The sequence below is a fragment of the Giesbergeria sinuosa genome, from assembly GCF_042652905.1.
Taxonomy (GTDB): domain Bacteria; phylum Pseudomonadota; class Gammaproteobacteria; order Burkholderiales; family Burkholderiaceae_C; genus Simplicispira; species Simplicispira sinuosa.
Genome location: NZ_JBHSHJ010000003.1, coordinates 353,546 through 370,910, shown reverse-complemented (window position 1 = coordinate 370,910; position 17,365 = coordinate 353,546). Strand labels below are relative to the sequence as shown.

16 protein-coding genes are annotated in these 17,365 nt (G+C 56.7%); all 16 read left to right on the top strand.

Annotation, left to right across the window (positions count from 1 at the left end; all coding sequences use genetic code 11):
• Window positions 1-24 precede the first annotated feature (24 nt).
• The 16 genes from ACFO6X_RS06360 (at window position 25) to ACFO6X_RS06285 (ending at window position 17,356) form a co-directional block, all read left to right on the top strand.
• The gene (locus tag ACFO6X_RS06360) at window positions 25-279 is read left to right on the top strand and encodes a hypothetical protein (protein ID WP_382431187.1); all 255 of its coding nucleotides are present in this window, start codon (window positions 25-27) and stop codon (window positions 277-279) included.
• Complete coding sequence (locus ACFO6X_RS06355) at window positions 279-608, top strand: HNH endonuclease (RefSeq protein WP_382431186.1); 330 nt, start codon at window positions 279-281, stop codon at window positions 606-608. Before ACFO6X_RS06360 ends, ACFO6X_RS06355 begins: the two co-directional genes overlap by 1 nt.
• A 189-nt stretch (window positions 609-797) precedes the next feature.
• A complete protein-coding gene (locus ACFO6X_RS06350) occupies window positions 798-1,289 on the top strand; it encodes a terminase small subunit (protein ID WP_382431184.1) in 492 nt (163 codons plus the stop codon).
• Between the two features lie 36 nt (window positions 1,290-1,325).
• A complete protein-coding gene (locus ACFO6X_RS06345) occupies window positions 1,326-2,978 on the top strand; it encodes a terminase large subunit (protein ID WP_382431182.1) in 1,653 nt (550 codons plus the stop codon).
• Window positions 2,975-4,234, top strand: a complete 1,260-nt coding sequence (locus tag ACFO6X_RS06340; protein ID WP_382431180.1) for a phage portal protein — start codon at window positions 2,975-2,977, stop codon at window positions 4,232-4,234. Before ACFO6X_RS06345 ends, ACFO6X_RS06340 begins: the two co-directional genes overlap by 4 nt.
• The gene (locus ACFO6X_RS06335) at window positions 4,206-4,895 is read left to right on the top strand and encodes an HK97 family phage prohead protease (protein ID WP_382431178.1); all 690 of its coding nucleotides are present in this window, start codon (window positions 4,206-4,208) and stop codon (window positions 4,893-4,895) included. Before ACFO6X_RS06340 ends, ACFO6X_RS06335 begins: the two co-directional genes overlap by 29 nt.
• A 68-nt stretch (window positions 4,896-4,963) precedes the next feature.
• On the top strand, window positions 4,964-6,424 hold the full coding sequence (locus ACFO6X_RS06330) for a phage major capsid protein (RefSeq protein WP_382431176.1): 1,461 nt from the start codon (window positions 4,964-4,966) through the stop codon (window positions 6,422-6,424).
• Window positions 6,425-6,438: 14 nt separating this feature from the next.
• On the top strand, window positions 6,439-6,828 hold the full coding sequence (locus ACFO6X_RS06325) for a hypothetical protein (RefSeq protein WP_382431174.1): 390 nt from the start codon (window positions 6,439-6,441) through the stop codon (window positions 6,826-6,828).
• A 1-nt stretch (window position 6,829) separates the two neighbouring features.
• Window positions 6,830-7,372, top strand: a complete 543-nt coding sequence (locus tag ACFO6X_RS06320) for a hypothetical protein (protein WP_382431172.1) — start codon at window positions 6,830-6,832, stop codon at window positions 7,370-7,372.
• Entirely contained in the window at window positions 7,363-7,698 is a 336-nt protein-coding gene (locus ACFO6X_RS06315; protein WP_382431170.1) for a phage head closure protein, read from the top strand. The genes ACFO6X_RS06320 and ACFO6X_RS06315 overlap by 10 nt, the downstream gene beginning before the upstream one ends.
• Window positions 7,695-8,273 (top strand): HK97 gp10 family phage protein, encoded by a 579-nt coding sequence (locus ACFO6X_RS06310; protein ID WP_382431168.1) that lies wholly within the window; start codon window positions 7,695-7,697, stop codon window positions 8,271-8,273. Before ACFO6X_RS06315 ends, ACFO6X_RS06310 begins: the two co-directional genes overlap by 4 nt.
• Entirely contained in the window at window positions 8,270-8,623 is a 354-nt protein-coding gene (gene gp17 / locus ACFO6X_RS06305; RefSeq protein WP_382431166.1) for a tail completion protein gp17, read from the top strand. Before ACFO6X_RS06310 ends, gp17 begins: the two co-directional genes overlap by 4 nt.
• A gap of 94 nt (window positions 8,624-8,717) precedes the next feature.
• Window positions 8,718-9,371 (top strand): phage tail tube protein, encoded by a 654-nt coding sequence (locus tag ACFO6X_RS06300; RefSeq protein ID WP_382431164.1) that lies wholly within the window; start codon window positions 8,718-8,720, stop codon window positions 9,369-9,371.
• A gap of 81 nt (window positions 9,372-9,452) precedes the next feature.
• Window positions 9,453-9,896 (top strand): phage tail assembly chaperone, encoded by a 444-nt coding sequence (locus ACFO6X_RS06295; protein WP_382431162.1) that lies wholly within the window; start codon window positions 9,453-9,455, stop codon window positions 9,894-9,896.
• A 53-nt stretch (window positions 9,897-9,949) separates the two neighbouring features.
• Window positions 9,950-10,204 (top strand): DUF1799 domain-containing protein, encoded by a 255-nt coding sequence (locus ACFO6X_RS06290; RefSeq protein ID WP_382431160.1) that lies wholly within the window; start codon window positions 9,950-9,952, stop codon window positions 10,202-10,204.
• Between the two features lie 54 nt (window positions 10,205-10,258).
• A complete protein-coding gene (locus ACFO6X_RS06285; protein WP_382431158.1) occupies window positions 10,259-17,356 on the top strand; it encodes a coiled-coil domain-containing protein in 7,098 nt (2,365 codons plus the stop codon).
• Window positions 17,357-17,365 lie beyond the last annotated feature (9 nt).

The window sequence follows — 17,365 nt, the reverse complement described above, 5'->3', positions numbered from 1 at the left end:
GGTCGCAGCAACTGGATGATCCTGATGATCTATACCCGTGACAACGTGGCCCATAACACCAAGGTTTTTGATGTCATGGCGGGGCGATGGCTGGATCGTGTCATCAGTCTGGATACGGACACTGGTGTGGTGGTGTTTTGCGCATCACCGTTCAAGGTTGATTCACGCGGCCATGTTGAAACTATTGAACTGCGCTTCGATGCCATTCACGCGATCAGCGGTGGGGGCCGACGCCCAGTGTTATTCCACTGCTACCGGCATTCCCCGGTGCTGCGCTGATGAAGCTCACCACACTAAGGAGCAGTCTCCCGGTGCTGAACACCCAGCGCGTTCAAGTGCTGGATACCAAAGCAGGGGCCACGGAGCGCATTCGTGGACGGGGCTGGATGCGGCAGCGGGAACGCATCGGTTTGCGGGATCACTACAAGTGTGCTGCATGTGGTGCGATTCGCTCAGACCATGACGTTGATCACCGAATTCCGTTAGAGAAGGGCGGCAGTAACGACGACAGCAATCTGCAATTGTTGTGTTCTGGCCCAGATCGTTGCCATGCCAAGAAGACAGCGGCAGAGGCCAAGGCTAGGGCTGGCAGGGGGTGGGGGAGTTAAAAGTCTGGAGGCCTTGAAGCCGGAAACCGACCTGTCCTTTAGGCGCAGAAAATTTCCCCCGTCAGAAAAAATGTTAAAGCTTTAACATCCCTATGAAATAGCCCGGAAGCCGCGCCAGTATTGGGTTTGAGCCATTTTTCTAGGCAATTTTGATGTTAAAGGGATGTTAAAACCCTAGAGGAGTAAGCGATGGCGCTGACAGGCAAGAAACGGCTGTTCGCCGAAGCCCTGTTGGCTGGCAAATCGAACAAGCAAGCTGCGCTAGATGCTGGGTACAGCCCGGCGTCTGCATCTGCGGCTGGGTCGAGGCTGGCAAAAGACCAGGACGTGCTGGCTCACTTGGCGAGAAAAAAGGTCAAGCAGGAAAAATTGGCACAGGCTCCAGCACAGTCGGATGCGGATCAGCCGCCATCTTCGGGTGCCGAGGGGAGCAAATTCGACATTAGTTTGGCTGTGTCCCACCAGAATCCCAGAGCATTCTTGATGGCTGCGATGAATGACCTGGTGCTGGAACCAAAACTGCGCATTGACGCTGCCAAGGCGCTCATGCCTTTTGAGTTCGCCAAGAAGGGGGAAGGAGGCAAGAAAGAGCAACAAGCAGATGCCGCCAAGAAGGTGGCCAGCAAGTTTTCACAGGGAGCCTCCCCAAAACTTGTCGCCTCGGGCGGCAAATCCGTGTAACCGCCACTTAGGCGGTTTTTTTACGTCTGGACATTGATGCAATGGACAACTGCGTGCCCTGATTGGGCAAACCGATTGGTGCGAGAGCAGTCCATCATCCCGGCCCCAATCTTTCCCGACCATGCCGAACAGGCTTTGGGCATCTTCAAGGAGTTGAGGGTTGTTGATCTTCCGGGAAAACCCACATTTGGCGAGTGCTCCAAGCAGTGGGTGTTCGACTTTGTGCGAGCGATCTTCGGGGGCTACGATGTAGAGACTGGCAAGCAGTTGATCCGGGAGTATGGCCTGCTGATCAGCAAGAAGAACACCAAATCGACCATCGCAGCGGGGATCATGCTCACGGCGCTGATCCTCTGTTGGCGTGCTGAAGAGGAGCACCTGATCTTGGCACCCACCAAGGAGGTGGCAGATAACTCGTTCAAGCCAGCGGCCAGCATGATCCGTGCTGATGAGGAGTTGTCCGATCTGTTCCACATTCAGGATCACATTCGCACCATCACCCACCGAGTAAACCGCAACAGCCTAAAAGTGGTGGCGGCAGACACTGATACGGTGTCCGGGAAAAAAGCTGGCAAGGTGCTGGTGGATGAACTCTGGCTCTTTGGCAAACGCGCCAACGCAGAGGCCATGTTTCTTGAGGCCCTAGGGGGCCAGATTTCACGGGATGAAGGGTGGGTCATCTACCTGACGACCCAATCCGACGATCCGCCAGCTGGCGTATTCAAGGATCGCCTCAACTACTGGCGCGATGTGCGTGATGGCAAGGTCACTGACCTCAAGACGCTGGGCATTTTGTACGAGTTCCCACGGCAGATGCTGAAAACCAAAGGCTATCTGAACCCTGAAAACTTCTACATCACGAACCCGAACATCGGGCGGTCTGTCAGTGCGGAGTGGCTGGAAGATCAGCTCAGGAAGAATCTGTCAAAAACAGATGGAACCTCCCAACAGTTCTTGGCCAAGCACCTGAACGTCGAGATTGGGCTCGGCCTGCGCAGTGATCGCTGGGCTGGCGCTGACTTCTGGGAGGGGGCTGTGGAGCGGGTCACTCTGTCTGAACTGCTTGGCCGCAGCGAGGTAGTCACCGTAGGGGTTGACGGCGGTGGCCTAGATGACTTGTTGGGCTTGGCCTTGGTCGGACGCTGCAAAGACACAGGGGGCTGGTTGGCATGGTGCCGAGCATGGGCACATCCCAGTGTGCTTGAGCGGCGCAAGGAAATTGCCCCCCGGTTGCAAGACTTCGCCAAGGACGGGGACTTAGTGCTTGTGAATCAAATCGGGGATGACGTAGAGGAATTGGCATCCATCGTAGCCAGTGTCGAGGATTGTGGTCTGCTGAATATGGTGGGGGTAGACCCCGCCGGGGTTGGTGGTGTGCTGGAGGCGCTGATGGCGGCTGGCGTGCCCCAAGAAAAGATCATCGGCATCAGCCAAGGTTGGAAGTTGGGCGGGGCCATCAAGACCACTGAGCGCAAGCTGGCTGAGGGCGTTCTCAGGCACGGCGGCCAGCCGATGATGGCGTGGTGTGTCAGCAATGCAAAGGTCGAGCCCAAGGGCAACGCCATCCTCATCACAAAACAGGCCAGCGGGACGGCGAAGATTGACCCGCTGATGGCACTTTTCAATGCTGTGCAGTTGATGAGCCTCAATCCTGCTGCGCAGGGCGGATCATTCTGGGAGGACTCATGAAATTCTGGCCGTTTAGCCGCAAGTCAGGCCATGACGGGGCTGTCGATAATTCGCTGGACTTGTTCCGCAAGCTCTTTGGATGGATGGCTACGAAGAGTGGGATGTCGGTCAGCCACAAAACATCTTTGGAGGTTACCGCAGTTCTGGCCTGTGTCAGGGTGCTGGCCGAAGGGGTGGCCCAAGTGCCACTGAAGGTGTTTAAAACGAAAACGGTTGGCGAAGGCATGGACGAAGCCAAGAAACATCCGCTCTATCGTGTGCTGTACCGAAAGCCCAATGGCTGGATGACCAGCTTTGAGATGCGCGAGATGATGACCATGCACTGCGCACTGACGGGCAATGCCTATGCGTTCGTCAACCGGCTGCGGGGTGAGGTGCGGGAGTTGATTCCTATCAAAATGGGTTGTGTCACGGTAGAGCAGCAGGACAATTACTCGCTGGTGTATCGAGTCACAGCACCTAACGGTGAATCCAGACCTTTTCCTCCAGAAGCTATTTGGCATTGGCGTGGGCCAAGTTGGGATGGTGTCGTGGGTATGGACATTATCAATCTGGCCCGTGAGGCCATTGGGCTGGCGATGTCCACAGAAGAGTCTCATGCCCGGATGCAGCGCAACGGTGCGGCCATTGGTGGGGTCTACTCTGTAGAGGGCACGCTCAATAAGCAGCAGTATGAAGACCTGCGCAAATGGCTTGCCAAGAATTTTGACGGCATCGAAAACGTTGGCAAGACCAAGTTGCTCGACCGCAGCGCCAAGTTTTATCCGTCCACGATGACCGGGATGGATGCCCAGCTGCTGGAAACGCGCCGTCACCAGATCGAAGAGATATGCCGGGCCATGCGGGTGATGCCAATCATGGTGGGGTACTCCGATAAAGCGGCCACCTATGCCAGTGCTGAGCAAATGTTCTTGGCTCATGTGGTGCATACGTTGTCGCCCTGGTATGAGCGAATAGAGCAGTCTGCGGATTGCAATTTGCTCACAGATAAAGAGCTGGACGAGGGGTACTACATCAAGTTCAACGCAGCTGGCCTGATGCGCGGGTCTCACAAAGACCGGAGCGAATACTTCGCCAAGGCACTCGGAGCTGGAGGTTCTCCCGCTTGGATGACCCCAGACGAGGTGCGGGGGCTGGAAGAACTCAATCCAAAGGGCGGAGCGGCAGCAGAACTGCCTAAACCCACCAATGTTGGCGGTAGTGCTGCCACTCCTAAGGAAAAAATCAATGGAAAACCTGATTTGCAGCCTGCGTGAACTCAAATTCACAGCTTCAGACGAAAAGACGATGAGTTTTTCTGGCTACGGCGCGGTGTTTGGCAACGTGGACAGCTATGGCGATGTGATTGAGCCGGGCGCATTTTCCAAATTTCTGGCGGATGTGAAGTCTGGGGCCCAGCCGTGGCCAGCATTGCTGTCGCAGCACGGCGGCTGGCAGATGAGCGCCGAAGATTTGACCCCTATCGGCGTATGGACGGACTTGGCTGAGGATGGCCATGGACTGAAATTGTCGGGTGAATTGGCAGACATACCGCGTGGCCGGGATATGTACACGCTCATGAAGATGAGCCCGCGCCCAGCCATTGATGGCATGTCGATTGGCTACGTCGCCAAAGAATGGGAACCACGCAGCAAGCCTGAAGACCCGAAACGGCGTCTCAAGCGCATTGATCTCATTGAAATTTCTCTGGTCACTCGACCTGCAAATGGCAAGGCCCGTGTGTCCTCTGTCAAAGGCGAGATGACCGAACGCGACTTCGAACGATTGCTCACGCAGGGTGCTGGGCTGTCACGAAGCGAGGCTCAGGTGGTTATCAACCAGGGCTTTAAGAGCCTCATGGCTATGCGGGACGCTGGCGGTGAGTTGGCCGAGCTGGTTCAGGCCATCAAGGCCCGCGAGCAGCATCTACCACGCTGACCCCAACGTATCCATCCCCAACAGGGCCGCCACTAAGGCGGCTTTTTCATTTCTGAAAGGTAAACCCCGTGAAACTCACTCGTAAAAATCTGACACTTGGCCTCTTGGTTGGCATCGCTGTGCTCGCTGTATTGGCGTTGATGGGGCATCCCATGATTGACCCCGCAGCCTTGGCTGGCATCGGCATGGTGCCTATGGCAATGTCCGGCGAAATCAGCAGTGTGGTGGAAATCAAAAAGCTGATCGAAGACCAAGGCAAGGCTTGGGAGGAGTTCAAGAAGACCAATGATGAGCTGATCCAAGCCAAGGCCGATGGCAAGGCAGTAGCAGATCTGGAAACCAAGCTGGCCAAAATCAGCAAGGACATGGATCAACTGGCCCAGCTGAAATCCGAGTTTGATAAGCTGATGCTGGAACTGCAGCGCCCCGGTGCTGGCGGCAAAAAAGACAAAACCGACCTTGAGGCCGAGTGCAAAAGCTGGAATGCCATGCTACGCGCCGATTTCCAGTCCAAAGGCCGCCCTATCCCTGCTGAAATCTCGGTGGATGCGTACACCCAGTACAAGAGCGCATTTTTCAGCTTGGTGCGCCACGGCGACATCGAGCGCCTGACTGCTGATGAACGCAAGGCCATGTCTGCTGGCTCTGACCCTGACGGCGGCTATCTCCTCCCTGCCCCCACGGTGGGCCGCATGATCCAGAAGGTGCAAGAGCAGTCCCTGATGCGCCAACTCGCCACGGTGCAAACCATCAGCACCGATGCGGTCGAGGGCGTTGTGGATAACGACGAAGCGGATGCTGGCTGGGTATCTGAAATGGGCACCCGCAACGATACCGATACACCGCAAGTTGGTAAGTACCGCATCGAAGCGCATGAGATGTATGCCCAGCCCAAGGTCACGCAAAAGCTGATCGACGATGCTGCCACCGACATCGAGGCGTGGCTGGCCAACAAGGTGGGTACTAAATTTGCGCGGGTGGAAGGGGCGGCATTCTGGACGGGTGATGGCGTTGGTAAGCCACGCGGCTTGGCCGCTTACTCCACGGCGGCAACTGGTGACGATACGCGCCCATGGGGCACCTTCCAGCACATCATCACTGGGGCCAATAGCGATTTCCACACCACCAAGCTCGATCCCATTCAGGATCTGCAAGGTGCTTTCAAGGATCAGTACCTGCAAAACGCCCAGTTCGTTATGCGCCGTGAGGTGCGCACCAAAATGCGCAAGCTCAAAGGCTCTGATGACCGCTACTTGTGGGAGCCGTCCGTCCAAGCGGGTCAGCCAGATCGTCTTAATGGTTACCCAGTACGCATTGACCAATTCATGCCCGCATTGGCCGATGGTTCTCTGTCCCTAGCGTTTGGCGACTTCCGTGAGGCTTACCTCATCGTTGATCGCATTGGGGTTCGCACCCTGCGTGACCCGTACACCGCCAAGCCCTACGTTCGCTTCTACAGCACGCGGCGCACCGGTGGCGGTGCTATTAATTTTGAAGCCGTGAAGTTCCTGAAATTCGCTGCTGCCTAAGCCAAGGAAAAGCCATGTCTGATTTGAAAAGCTCTATTGCAACCGTGCTGGCGCTGGCCCCTGCTGTGCAATCTGCCTCGAAGGCGGATGCACCTATCGTAGACCTGCAAGGCGCAGGCTCTGCTACTGTGGTGATCAATACCGGGGCTATCGTTGGCGATGGTCTGTTTGTTGTCAAACTGGTGCATGGCAACGCTGCTGATCTGGCTGACGGCGTGGACGTAGCTGCGGACGACCTGCTGGGGGCATTCCCCGCATCGCTGGCCGCCGATACCGCCTATGCCGTGGGCTACCGTGGCAATAAACGCTATGTTCGCATGGTGATCACCAAGACCAGCGGCACTTCGGTAGCCGCTGGCGCTGTGCTGATCAAAGGCCATTTGTCTCTGTCGGGCAGCGTCTGACATGCTGCTGACCACAACCGTCACTGAACTGGGTCAGGAGCCTGTCACTGTCGATGAGGTGAAGGTCAGCGCCCGGATTGATAACGACATCACTGAGCTGGATGGTCACATCGCTACGTTGATCAAATCCGCCCGGCTAGTGGCCGAACATGAGTGTGAGCGGCTGTTCTTGCCATGCACGATGCGCCTAGGCTACGACGACTGGCCTACGGATATCTGGCCGCTACAGCTAGTCACTGAACTGGTGAAGGTTGAAACCTTGGATCTGGCGACTGGGTGGGCCGAAATGCCCGATTGGACGCTGGAGCGTGATGCGAACGGTACAACCAGAATCGTCTATGGTGGTGGCGCCTTGCCACCGCTACTGAAAGTGCCTGGTGTGCGTGTGCGGGTAACGGTGAATGTGGGCTGTCCAGAGAATGTCCGTGCATACATCATTGCTATGGTCTGCCACCAACTCACCAGTGCAGCTACATCGGGTAAGCCCAGTAACCCTCCTGCATATCTTTCTGGCCTGCTGGATCGTGAAAGACGATGGCTATGAACCGTGGTCAACGCAATCATCGAATCACTATCCAGCACCGAATTGACAGCAAAGACAACTGGGGCACACCACTGCCGCAGGCTTGGGAAGATGTGGTGAAGGTCTGGGCGGAGGTTGTCCATCAATCCGGTATCAGTGCCATTCGAGCTGGCGCTGAAACATCGACTGTGCGTGCATCCATCAGGATCGGCTGGCGTACAGGAATCACTGCGGGTATGCGTGCGCTTTACGCTGATCAAGCGTATGACATTGAGGCTGTGCTGCCTGACGCGACACGTCGGCACGTTGATCTCGTGTGCAAACTCATCGTAGGGCCGAAACCATGACAAAGAAGAAACTCACTGGTGCCAATACATTCAGTATGAAGGCTGATATGGGGGATTTGCAGGCCCTCATGAGCCAACTGCAAGAGGATGTCGCTCAGGCAGTCCGTCCAGCAGCACAGGCAGCAGCCCAAGTCTATCGGGATCACATGCTTGCTAACGTGCGGGCTATTGGTAAACAAAAAGGCAACCTTGAGTCGGCAATCTACCAAAAATACAGCCGTGAGCATTCACGCGAAGGTAAACGTGCCCAATACAACGTGTCTTGGAACCACAAAAAGGCCCCGCATGGTCACTGGCTGGAATACGGCTGGATACAACGGTATGAGGTGCGTCTGATCAATGGCCGCTGGAAGACCTTAGTACGACCCAATATGCGGGGTAAGCCTAAGCCTGGACGCCATGCAAGCCAAGCCGAAAAAGATGCCTACTATATGCCTCGCAAAGGCGGCCCCAAACAACACTTGGGGCGAGCTTTTGCCCGTCGTGCTGCAAGTAGTGCCACGCAGCCTGCAATGCAGGCCGCTGTTGATGAGCTGCATAGCCGCTTGGGTCGTAAGGAAAGATCGCAACGATGAGCCTAGAAGCCGACATGGTTGCTGTGTTGCACATCTGCTGCCCCCGTGTGACCGTAGGTGCTGCCCCCGTAGATACCGAGGTGCCCTATGTCACATGGCAGCACGTTGGCGGGCAGTCTCTGCGCTATCTGGACAACGCCGCAGCATCCACACGCAGCCCTGAAATCCAAATCAATGCGTGGGCGGCCACTCCCATGCAGGCGTTTGAACTGATCCAGCAGATCGAGGAGGCTCTTTGCGCTGCTCCAGCACTCGTTACCACAGTGCATGGGGAGCCCATATTGGCTTACGACGATGCTGATGTGGCCAGCGGGTATTTACAGACGTTCACCGTCTGTGGTGCCCGGTAGCCACAACACCACCGCTACCAGCGGTTTTTTTGCCCGTAGGGGCACCACCGACCCGCCAACACGGCGGGTTTTTCGTTTCTGAAAGGACTACACCATGGCTTCTCTCCCAGGTGGCAGCAAAATCGCTCTTGCCACTGAGTTCTCGGTCAAAAAGGCTGTGACCACTATCTCGAATGCTACCGAGGCCGTTTGCAGTTGTGACACCCACGGCCTGCAAGCGGGCGACATCATCATGCTGTACAGCGGCTGGGGCCGTATCGACAACAAACCATTCCGCGTCAAGGCTGTGACAGCTGACACTTTCACGCTGGAGGGTCAGCACGCCAACACTAGCGATACCAAGCAATTCTCTGCCGGTGGCGGTGCAGGTGCATTTGCCAAGGCAAACACTTGGGTCGATGTGCTGAAGATTCTGAAAGTGAACACCTCCGGCGGTGACGCGAAGAAATCCACGTTCCGCTACCTTGACTCTGAAAACGAGCTGGAAATCAACGACGGTTTCAGTGCTGTTTCGCGGCAGTTGGACGTTGATGCTGACGCCCTCGAAACAGCGGGCTACGCCGCATTGGTGAGCCTGACCGCCAGTGGTGCCGACACCATCCAGCGCGTCACGCTGAAAAACGGTGCGACAAGCTATCTGGCTTGCACCGTGGCCTTCAATGAAGAAGTCAAGATGCAAGACGGCCAAGTCAATGCAGTGAGTGCCGTGTTCTCTGGCAAATCCCGCTCCACCCGCTACGCCTCCTGATCGCCCCCCTACCGATGCTGCCACGGCAATCCCGCTGTGCGCAGCTATTTCCCATTTCTCTCCCGTTTTTGAAAGATCAACATGACTACCACCGCTAAAAAGAAGCCTGCTGCATTCATTTTGGGCAAGCGCCCCGAAACCATCCCAGCGACTGTGCAACTGACCCTGCCCACCGGCGAGATCCACGCCATTGAATGCAAGTTCAAATACCGCACGCGCACCGAATTTGGTCAGCTCTGGGACTCGCTGAGCAAGCCCAAGCCCCAAGCGCCTGCCCCTGATGCTGGTCAAGATCAACAGGAACAGCCTGTGGCCCCGCCAGAACAGGTCACTTTTACGGCAGCTCTCGACGACGCCAATCGCATCAATGTGGATCACACGTTGCAGTTCTTGGCTGGCTGGAATCTCGAATATGACTTGACCCCTGAAAACCTCGGTCAACTGTTTGACGAAGTCCCAGCGGCGGCCTCTGAGCTGTTTGAAGCGTATCGCGCCGCCATGGTGCATGGCCGCTTGGGAAACTAAGCGCCGCTGCGGTTGCATTTTTCCGGCCTAGCCCAGAGGTTGCAGAGGGTTTTATGCCAGAGGACTACTGGGAAGACTCGGTAGAGGTTTGGCCGGAAAACTGGCCTGTGCTGCATCTTTTTGTAGGTATGCAGACGCAGTGGAACTGGGCAGTGGGCTTTGGCGGTGGGGGGCGTGTAGGCCTGCGCTATGAGGCCCTGTATCCGCAGCTAGATCGCCTGACCGGAGGCGATCAATCGGAATGGGATGTGCTGTTTGCAGATGTGCAGCACATGGAGATGGCGGTGCTAAACCAACCCCGTTCTTAGCGCCGCAATGTGTTTTCGGCCCGCTGATGCGGGCTTTTCTTTTGGGCTCCAGTTATGTCTCAAGATCGTAAATTCGGTATTGCTATTACTGCAGAGGATCAAGCCAGTGGCACTATCCAGAATGTGCAGTCCAATGCTGAAATCATGGCCGCGAAGGTGGAGCAATCCGGCACCAAAGCAGCAGCTGGCCTCAATCGCATCGGAGACGCTGCGGACAAAGTCACTGATGCTCTGGCTGCTACTGGCAAGGAGGCCAGCCAGACGGCTGGTAGCCTAGGTGGCCTAGGAACTGGTGCCGATGCAGCCAGCCAGGGCGTAGAGCGTGCATCTCGCAACATGATTGCAGCCATCCAGCGGGCTACGGCAGAGCTGGAGGCGGGCAAAAAAGGCACCGCCAACTATTTTGAAGCCATCGCACGCCAGCGTGGGGTTGGCAGCGATGTGCTGGAGCCATATCTGGCCCAGTTGCGCAAAGCGGAGGATGCACACAAGGCCGTGGCCCGCAGCACGCAAAACACTGGGGCATCTGCCGCACAAATGGCGGCTGAGGTTACGCGCAACTTAGGTGGAATTGATCAATCCAGTATTGCCACTGCTGCCCACATGGATCGGTTGAGCTTGTCGCTGGGTGGTGTCGTTGCTGCTGGCGCTGGCCTTGGTGTGGTGACCAAGCTGATTGGCGGTATTGCCGACGCTGTAACCAAGCTGCCACGCGAGGGCTTCAACTTTGCCAAGGATCTGGAAGTGTCCGCAGTGGGCATGGCCGGGGTTATTGGCTCTGTGGCAACTCTTGGTGGTGAGCAGGTCAAATACAACCAAGCTCTGTCTATTTCCAAGGACATGATCCTCAAGCTCAACGACGATGCGTTGCGCACGGCTGCGAGTAGCAAGGAATTGGTCTCTACTTTTCAGGCGCTGCTGGCCCCCGGCTTGGCAGCGGGTATGGGGCTAGAACAGATCCGCGAACTGACAGTGGTGGGGGCCAATGCCGTCAAGTCGATGGGGCTGGGGTCAAACCAACTGGTACAAGAACTGCGCGATCTCGTGGCTGGGGGCATCACTGCATCCAGTTCTACGCTGGCAACGGCATTGGGCCTGAAAGATGAAGATATTTCCAAGGCCAAAGCAAGTTCAGAAGGCCTGTTTGCATTTTTGATCGACAAGCTCAAGGGATTTGAGGCCTCTTCTGAGGCATACGGCCAAACGCTACAAGGAAAGCTGGATCAACTTCAAGAGGGTGCTATCCGTGTTGCTGCCGCTGGCATGGATCCACTCACAGCTGCAATCGGTACAGCAGCTGGAGAGATGTCTGGGTTGTTCGTGACAATTGACGAGTCGAAGAACATCCAGATCAACCCACAACTGGTAGCAGGCTTGCAGGACATCTCCAGCAGCGTTGTTGCTGGAGCAGGCGTCATGAAAACGGGTATCACCACGCTGTGGGAATACCGCGATGCCATCCAACTCATGGTTGCTGCATGGGCTGCATACAAGGTGGGCAGCATTGCGTCCGACTTGGCTACCACAGCATCGGCCATCATCACAAAAACAGAGGCATCTCGCCTTGCCGCAGTGCAATCTGCTGCTGAAGCGGCTGCCAATGAAACGGTTGTTATGACCTCCCGGCAGAAAACCGTGGCCTATATTGCTGAGTTGGAAGCCAATGTCGCCCGCACGGGCGCTATGGCCGCAGCGACCGCTACGTCACTGGGAAGTACTGCTGCTACTGAGGCTCATGCCGTTGCTGTCCGCCAATTGGCCGCCGCTCAAGATGCAGCAAGCTCTTCTGGACGAACGATGAGCGCGGTAATGGGGGCATTGGGCGGCACTGTAGGTATCACCGTTGCCGCCATTGCTGGATTGGTAATGTGGTATCGGAGTGCCGCTGGTGCCGCAGACGATGCCGCTGCATCAGCTATGCGCTACAAGCGTGCGATGGATGCTGGGTTTGATGGGAAGCGGGTGGAGGCTGGGGATATTGCTGCCATGCAAGCCTACGCGCAAAAGTTGCGTGAGGTGCGCGATAGTTCTATTTTGGCTGGTGGGGCTATTCGCACCTACTACAACGCGCAAGGCGAGCTGACATATGGCAAAGCTAGCGAACTGAATATTGCACTTGCCAATGTAGAAGCGGATATTGACAAGCTCCAAAAATCGAATGCTGGGCTTGCTACCAGTACAACCACTTTGGGGCAAAGCGCAGAATCCGCTGAGAACGCATGGAAAAAGCTCACTGAGCACGCCAAGACTGCCACCAACATCCAAAACAAGTACAAGGAATCTCTAGAGGCATCTCAACGGGCTTTCAAGACTCTGGAGAAAGAGACCCAAAACAGTACAAAACTCACTGAAGACCAAAAGACAGACAAGCTCAATAAGGCCGTCCAAGCCCAAGCCGAGTATGAAAAGGCGATTGCGAAAGAGCGTGATGAAGCCATCAAGCACCTGGCCGACAAAGGTTCTGCCGCCGCCGCCAAACGCCAGCAAACTGCCGACAATGAACTGGCCCAGCTCAAGGCCCGTCTGGACTCGGTGCGGGACATAGGCCGCCAGCTCACAGCGCAGTTGCAAGCAGAAGGCACTGGTGTGCCCTATCAAAAACAGACGGAGGGCGAACGCGAGGCAGCAAAATTCACTGGGTTGGCCAATGCACAGCGCGACAAAAAAGTTGCGACACTGTATTTGGAAAAAGCTGCTCTGGCCCAACAGCGCGGGGAACAAGAAAAAGCCAATAAGGTCATGGAAGACGCGATTGCTGTCCAGCAAAAGCAAGTCGCTTCCATTCAGCAGCGCATCCAGTCGTTGATCAAGGAGGCCGAGAATCTTGAGGCTGCTAATGCGGTCTATGGCAAGTCTGAAGCTGCCATTGAAGCCCTGAATGCGCAACGTGCCCAAGATGCAGTGGGCATTGCGATGAGTCTCGGTGACTCCCAGCAACTTATCGACCAACTCACTGAGGAATGGAAGGCCACAGTCAGGCTGAACGCAGCCAAAGCCGAAAGTCGGTACAAGAAATCAGATGAAGCCTTGGATGCGGGCATTGTGACTGCCAAGGCCCAAGCTGCGCTCTATGAGGATGAATACCGATTGATCGGCCTGAGTGCTGTAGAGCGGGCCAAGATCGTGGCTTTGCGCAAAGTCGAGGTAGATCTCGCGAAAGAGCTGGACAAGATTAATCGCTCTGGATTCGATGATAAGAAAAAGGCTGAACAACGAGCAAAGGCAGAAGAAAAGGCGGAGATTGAGCGCAGCACGGCAGTCAACAAAGTGCTGCAAGACGATTTCTTCCGCACCAGTGGTCAAATTGAAACGTCCTTAACCGACGCATTGATGCGAGGGTTTGGGCGCGGCGAGTCTTTTGCCCAAAGTCTTGCTGACGAAGCTGAGCGTGTTTTTGAGTCGATGGTGCTGCAGCCCACTTTTGCCGCTGCATCTAGGCCAGTGGCTGGGGCCATTACGAATGCCATCGGGTCGTTTGGCAACCCAGCAACTGGTCAGGCCGGTAGTGGTATTTTGGGATCAGTGGCATCTAGCGCCATCGGTACGGCCATAACCAGCGGCTTTGCAGAGGTAGCTGCGGGCTATAGCGGGGCAACCATTGCAGCCAGTATGGTCGGCCCCAGCGCAACGGCCGTCACCGGGTTATCCGGCCTTGGTTCATCGTTGGCAGCCATTCCTGGGTGGGGTTGGGCATTAGCCGGTGTCGGCGCCCTATTAGCTGGCGGTATTGGCCGCTCTATCGGTGAAGTTCACAGCGGTGGCATCTACTCGACCAGCAGCCCTGCCAACATGGACACGGCCATGCGCGTCACGCAGAACGACAGTGCGGCTGCTCGTGACCTTGTTGATCGTGCGAATGAAGCCATTAGCAAGCCACTCGAGAAAGTTGGCCAGGGGCTTGTCAAGACGTTTGACGACCTGGCCAAGATGCTCGGCACAGCCAGTGACCAGTTCGACCTGACGCTTGGTTTTGCTGCGGATTTGAGCGGCAAGAGCAAAGACAAGAGCGCATTTGGCTACTTTGACCTGATCGACAAAGCCACTGGCGACACGCTGGCCAGCTACAAAAACCGCAATCTGGGCGAGAACAGCAGCGAGGCGATGACCAAGCTGACCAATGACGCCAGCCGGGCCATGCTGGACGCGCTTGCCAAGGCCAACATTCCGGCATGGGCAGAGCACGCGCTGGAAAAACTGGCGGGTCTTGACGGCTTGGATGCACTTGCCCAGTTTGCCGCTTGGCCCAAGACGCTGCTCACCCAGTTTGGGGCTGACCGCGACAGCTTGGTGCAGAAATTCGCTGAGGGCCTTGCAACGACTGACGCGGCCACCGCAGGCCAGAACGTGGCGCTCTCGCTGGTTTCCAGCATTGAGCAAACCGTAATGACCGCCGGTGCTGGCCAGATTTTCGATACCGTCAACGTGGGCATCATCACCCCCATGCTAGATGCCCTAGCCACGGGTGCCAGCGTGTCTGAGGCACTGTCGCAATCAAGCATTGACGCTGTGGTGCAAAAGGCCACGGCGCAGGCTCAGGCGCTCAATGCGATTTTCACGAACGTGGATTTCAAGGCGGCGCTGGATCAGATCAAAACCACGGTGGGCTCAGCTTTGGGCAGTGCTGGTGCGGCGATGGACTACCAGCCCACATACTGGAAGCCCGATGTCAACAAAGCAAAGGAGGAGCAGCAAAGCGCAGCAGAGAAAGCCGCAGAAGACCTTGCAAAACGAATCAAAGACGCCCTAGATGGCCTCAAAACCGATGGCCTGAGTCTACAAATTGAGCTGCTGCGCGCCCAAGGCAATGACACTGCCGCTGCCCTGATGGAGCTGAACAAGGCCACCGAGGGCTGGGATGCCGCAAATCGGGAGCTGTACAGTCTGCAATTGGCGCAAAACAATGCGCTCAAAGAGCAGATCCGCGCCCAGCAGAACCTCAACGCCCTGCGCAGCGATGCAGCTGCGCTGGCGATTGACCTACTGCGCGCACAGGGCAACGAATCTGCGGCGCTACGGGCAGAACGCGAGTTGGCAATCAAGGGTTGGACTGACCTCGAAATTGCCCAGTACGACGTCAACGCCGCTACCCGTGCCCAAATTCAGGCCACCACGGACCTCAAAACGGCGATGGAGGCGCTGGTGGGCACGGCGGACAGCCTAGCCGAAAAATTCTTGACGCCAGAGGCGTTAGGCCAGTACCGTGTGCAGCGCATTACTGACCAGCTCAACAATCCGGCGCTGGGTATCGGTGTTGATTTCAGTGCGAAAGTTCTGGATTCGATTGGCGTTGAAGACATCAAAACCGCCGTGCTGGCCTTTGTGCAGTCGGATGCGGGGCCACAGGCCAAGAACGCGGTTTTGCAGTTTGGGGGCAGCCTCATTGATCTCAAACTGCAAGCACAGGCCGCTGCGGATGCCGTGGCAGCCACACGCACGGGGGCCGACATCAAGCTGCTCCAAGCCCAAGGCAAGGAGCAAGAGGCGCTGGTGTTGCAGCGTGAGCTGGACATCCGTGGCATGACCGCTGCACAGGTGGCCGTCTACGACTATGCCCGCGCCATCGACCAGCAAATCACGGCGATGCAAGAGGCCACGGCAGTGGCGGCTACCCGCACTGGGGCCGACATCAAGTTGCTGCAGGCCCAAGGGGATGCGCAAGGGGCGTTGGCACTGCAACGTGAGCTGGACATCCACGGCATGACAGCGGCGCAAGTGGCGGCCTATGACTACGCCCATGCCATTGATGCCCAAGTCGCAGCCATGCAGCAGCGCCAAGGCTTGGAGCAGTCCATCGCGCAAGCCTTGGGCCAAACGGCCCTTCTGCGTGAGCGTGAGCTGGCAGCACTGGATGCCAGTAACCGGCCACTGCAAATGCGGTTGTACGCCCTCACGGACGCGGCCACTGCGATGGATGCGGCCATGTCGGGGGTGCAACGGGCTGTCGATGCTGACAAAAACCAGATCAGCAAAGCTGCTGCGGCGCAGATTGAGGCGCTGCGCACAGGCATGGATGCGGGGGCCAAAGCGATTACGGAGGCCCAAGGGCAGGTCAACACGCTGACGGGACTGTTTGGCACCATTACGGACGCGGTCAAGAGCCTGCGCGGTGGTGTCAATGCAGAGGCGGATTTGCTACAGGCCCGCAGCTATATCGACATGTCGCTCTCGCTGGCCAAAGCGGGCACGCTGCCTGATGCTGCAAAGCTGCGGGATGCGATCAGTGCTGTCAGCAAAGACAACATGGATGGCTATGCCACCGTGGCAGATTTTGAGTTCGCGCAACTCGTGCAAGCGGGCAGGTTGGACGAATTGGGCAGCCTAGTCGATGCACAGAAATCTGTGCAGGAACTGCAGCTCGATAGCCTGACCAATGCCAACAAGTTGGCCCAAGACCAGATCAGTGCGATTGAGAAAGCCCGCGATGCACAGCTGGCTGCACTGGACGAGCAGCTCAAATCGGCCCAAGATCAGGTCAGCGTTGCTAAAGGTATCGACATCAGCGTGCACTCAGTTGCAGCCGCTATGGGGTCACTCAATGCGTCCATTGCTGGGTTGACGGCAGCCCGTGCTGCTGCATCCTCGGCCATGCCCAGTGCCAGCGGGGCAGGAGGTGGAACGACGGGTAGCTACACAGATTCGGGTGCTATCGCAGACCATAAAAATTTTGCAATTCCCGCTTCATTGTTAGAACACGCAAGCAATGTGACGGGCGATCTCACACCAGTGCATGAATACGCAGTTGCACATGGATTGACCAGTGCAGATGTTGCTGCAGTTGCACAGCAACTGGGGTACTCCAATACAGACACCAGCGACATTTTGGCCTGGGCTGCTTCTAACGGGCTGCCTGCGTTTGTTGCTGGTGGCCATCACGTAGGGGGCTTGCGGCTGGTGGGTGAACGAGGGCCAGAAATCGAGGCCACCGGCCCGGCTCGCTACTGGTCTGCACTGGATACCCAGCAGATATTGGGCGGTGCTGGCAACAGCGCCCGGCTAGAGCAGCTCTTTGAGCAGCTTTTGGCACGAATTGAAAGGCTGGAACAGCAGGGGGACGATGCCAAAGTGGCCCGTGCTGAGCTACTCAAGCTCTGGGATCAGGTCACGGAGGGCGGCAACGCTATGCGTGCCGACATTGTGGCCACATCTGTTTGAGGATTTTTG

What these genes read in the sequence shown, in the direction of transcription:
- ACFO6X_RS06360 (WP_382431187.1), top strand. Translation starts at nt 25, where the DNA reads ATGATCTATACCCGTGACAACGTGGCCCATAACACCAAGGTTTTTGAT.
- ACFO6X_RS06355 (WP_382431186.1), top strand. Translation starts at nt 279, where the DNA reads ATGAAGCTCACCACACTAAGGAGCAGTCTCCCGGTGCTGAACACCCAG.
- ACFO6X_RS06350 (WP_382431184.1), top strand. Translation starts at nt 798, where the DNA reads ATGGCGCTGACAGGCAAGAAACGGCTGTTCGCCGAAGCCCTGTTGGCT.
- ACFO6X_RS06345 (WP_382431182.1), top strand. Translation starts at nt 1,326, where the DNA reads ATGCAATGGACAACTGCGTGCCCTGATTGGGCAAACCGATTGGTGCGA.
- ACFO6X_RS06340 (WP_382431180.1), top strand. Translation starts at nt 2,975, where the DNA reads ATGAAATTCTGGCCGTTTAGCCGCAAGTCAGGCCATGACGGGGCTGTC.
- ACFO6X_RS06335 (WP_382431178.1), top strand. Translation starts at nt 4,206, where the DNA reads ATGGAAAACCTGATTTGCAGCCTGCGTGAACTCAAATTCACAGCTTCA.
- ACFO6X_RS06325 (WP_382431174.1), top strand. Translation starts at nt 6,439, where the DNA reads ATGTCTGATTTGAAAAGCTCTATTGCAACCGTGCTGGCGCTGGCCCCT.
- ACFO6X_RS06320 (WP_382431172.1), top strand. Translation starts at nt 6,830, where the DNA reads ATGCTGCTGACCACAACCGTCACTGAACTGGGTCAGGAGCCTGTCACT.
- ACFO6X_RS06315 (WP_382431170.1), top strand. Translation starts at nt 7,363, where the DNA reads ATGGCTATGAACCGTGGTCAACGCAATCATCGAATCACTATCCAGCAC.
- ACFO6X_RS06310 (WP_382431168.1), top strand. Translation starts at nt 7,695, where the DNA reads ATGACAAAGAAGAAACTCACTGGTGCCAATACATTCAGTATGAAGGCT.
- gp17 (WP_382431166.1), top strand. Translation starts at nt 8,270, where the DNA reads ATGAGCCTAGAAGCCGACATGGTTGCTGTGTTGCACATCTGCTGCCCC.
- ACFO6X_RS06300 (WP_382431164.1), top strand. Translation starts at nt 8,718, where the DNA reads ATGGCTTCTCTCCCAGGTGGCAGCAAAATCGCTCTTGCCACTGAGTTC.
- ACFO6X_RS06295 (WP_382431162.1), top strand. Translation starts at nt 9,453, where the DNA reads ATGACTACCACCGCTAAAAAGAAGCCTGCTGCATTCATTTTGGGCAAG.
- ACFO6X_RS06290 (WP_382431160.1), top strand. Translation starts at nt 9,950, where the DNA reads ATGCCAGAGGACTACTGGGAAGACTCGGTAGAGGTTTGGCCGGAAAAC.
- ACFO6X_RS06285 (WP_382431158.1), top strand. Translation starts at nt 10,259, where the DNA reads ATGTCTCAAGATCGTAAATTCGGTATTGCTATTACTGCAGAGGATCAA.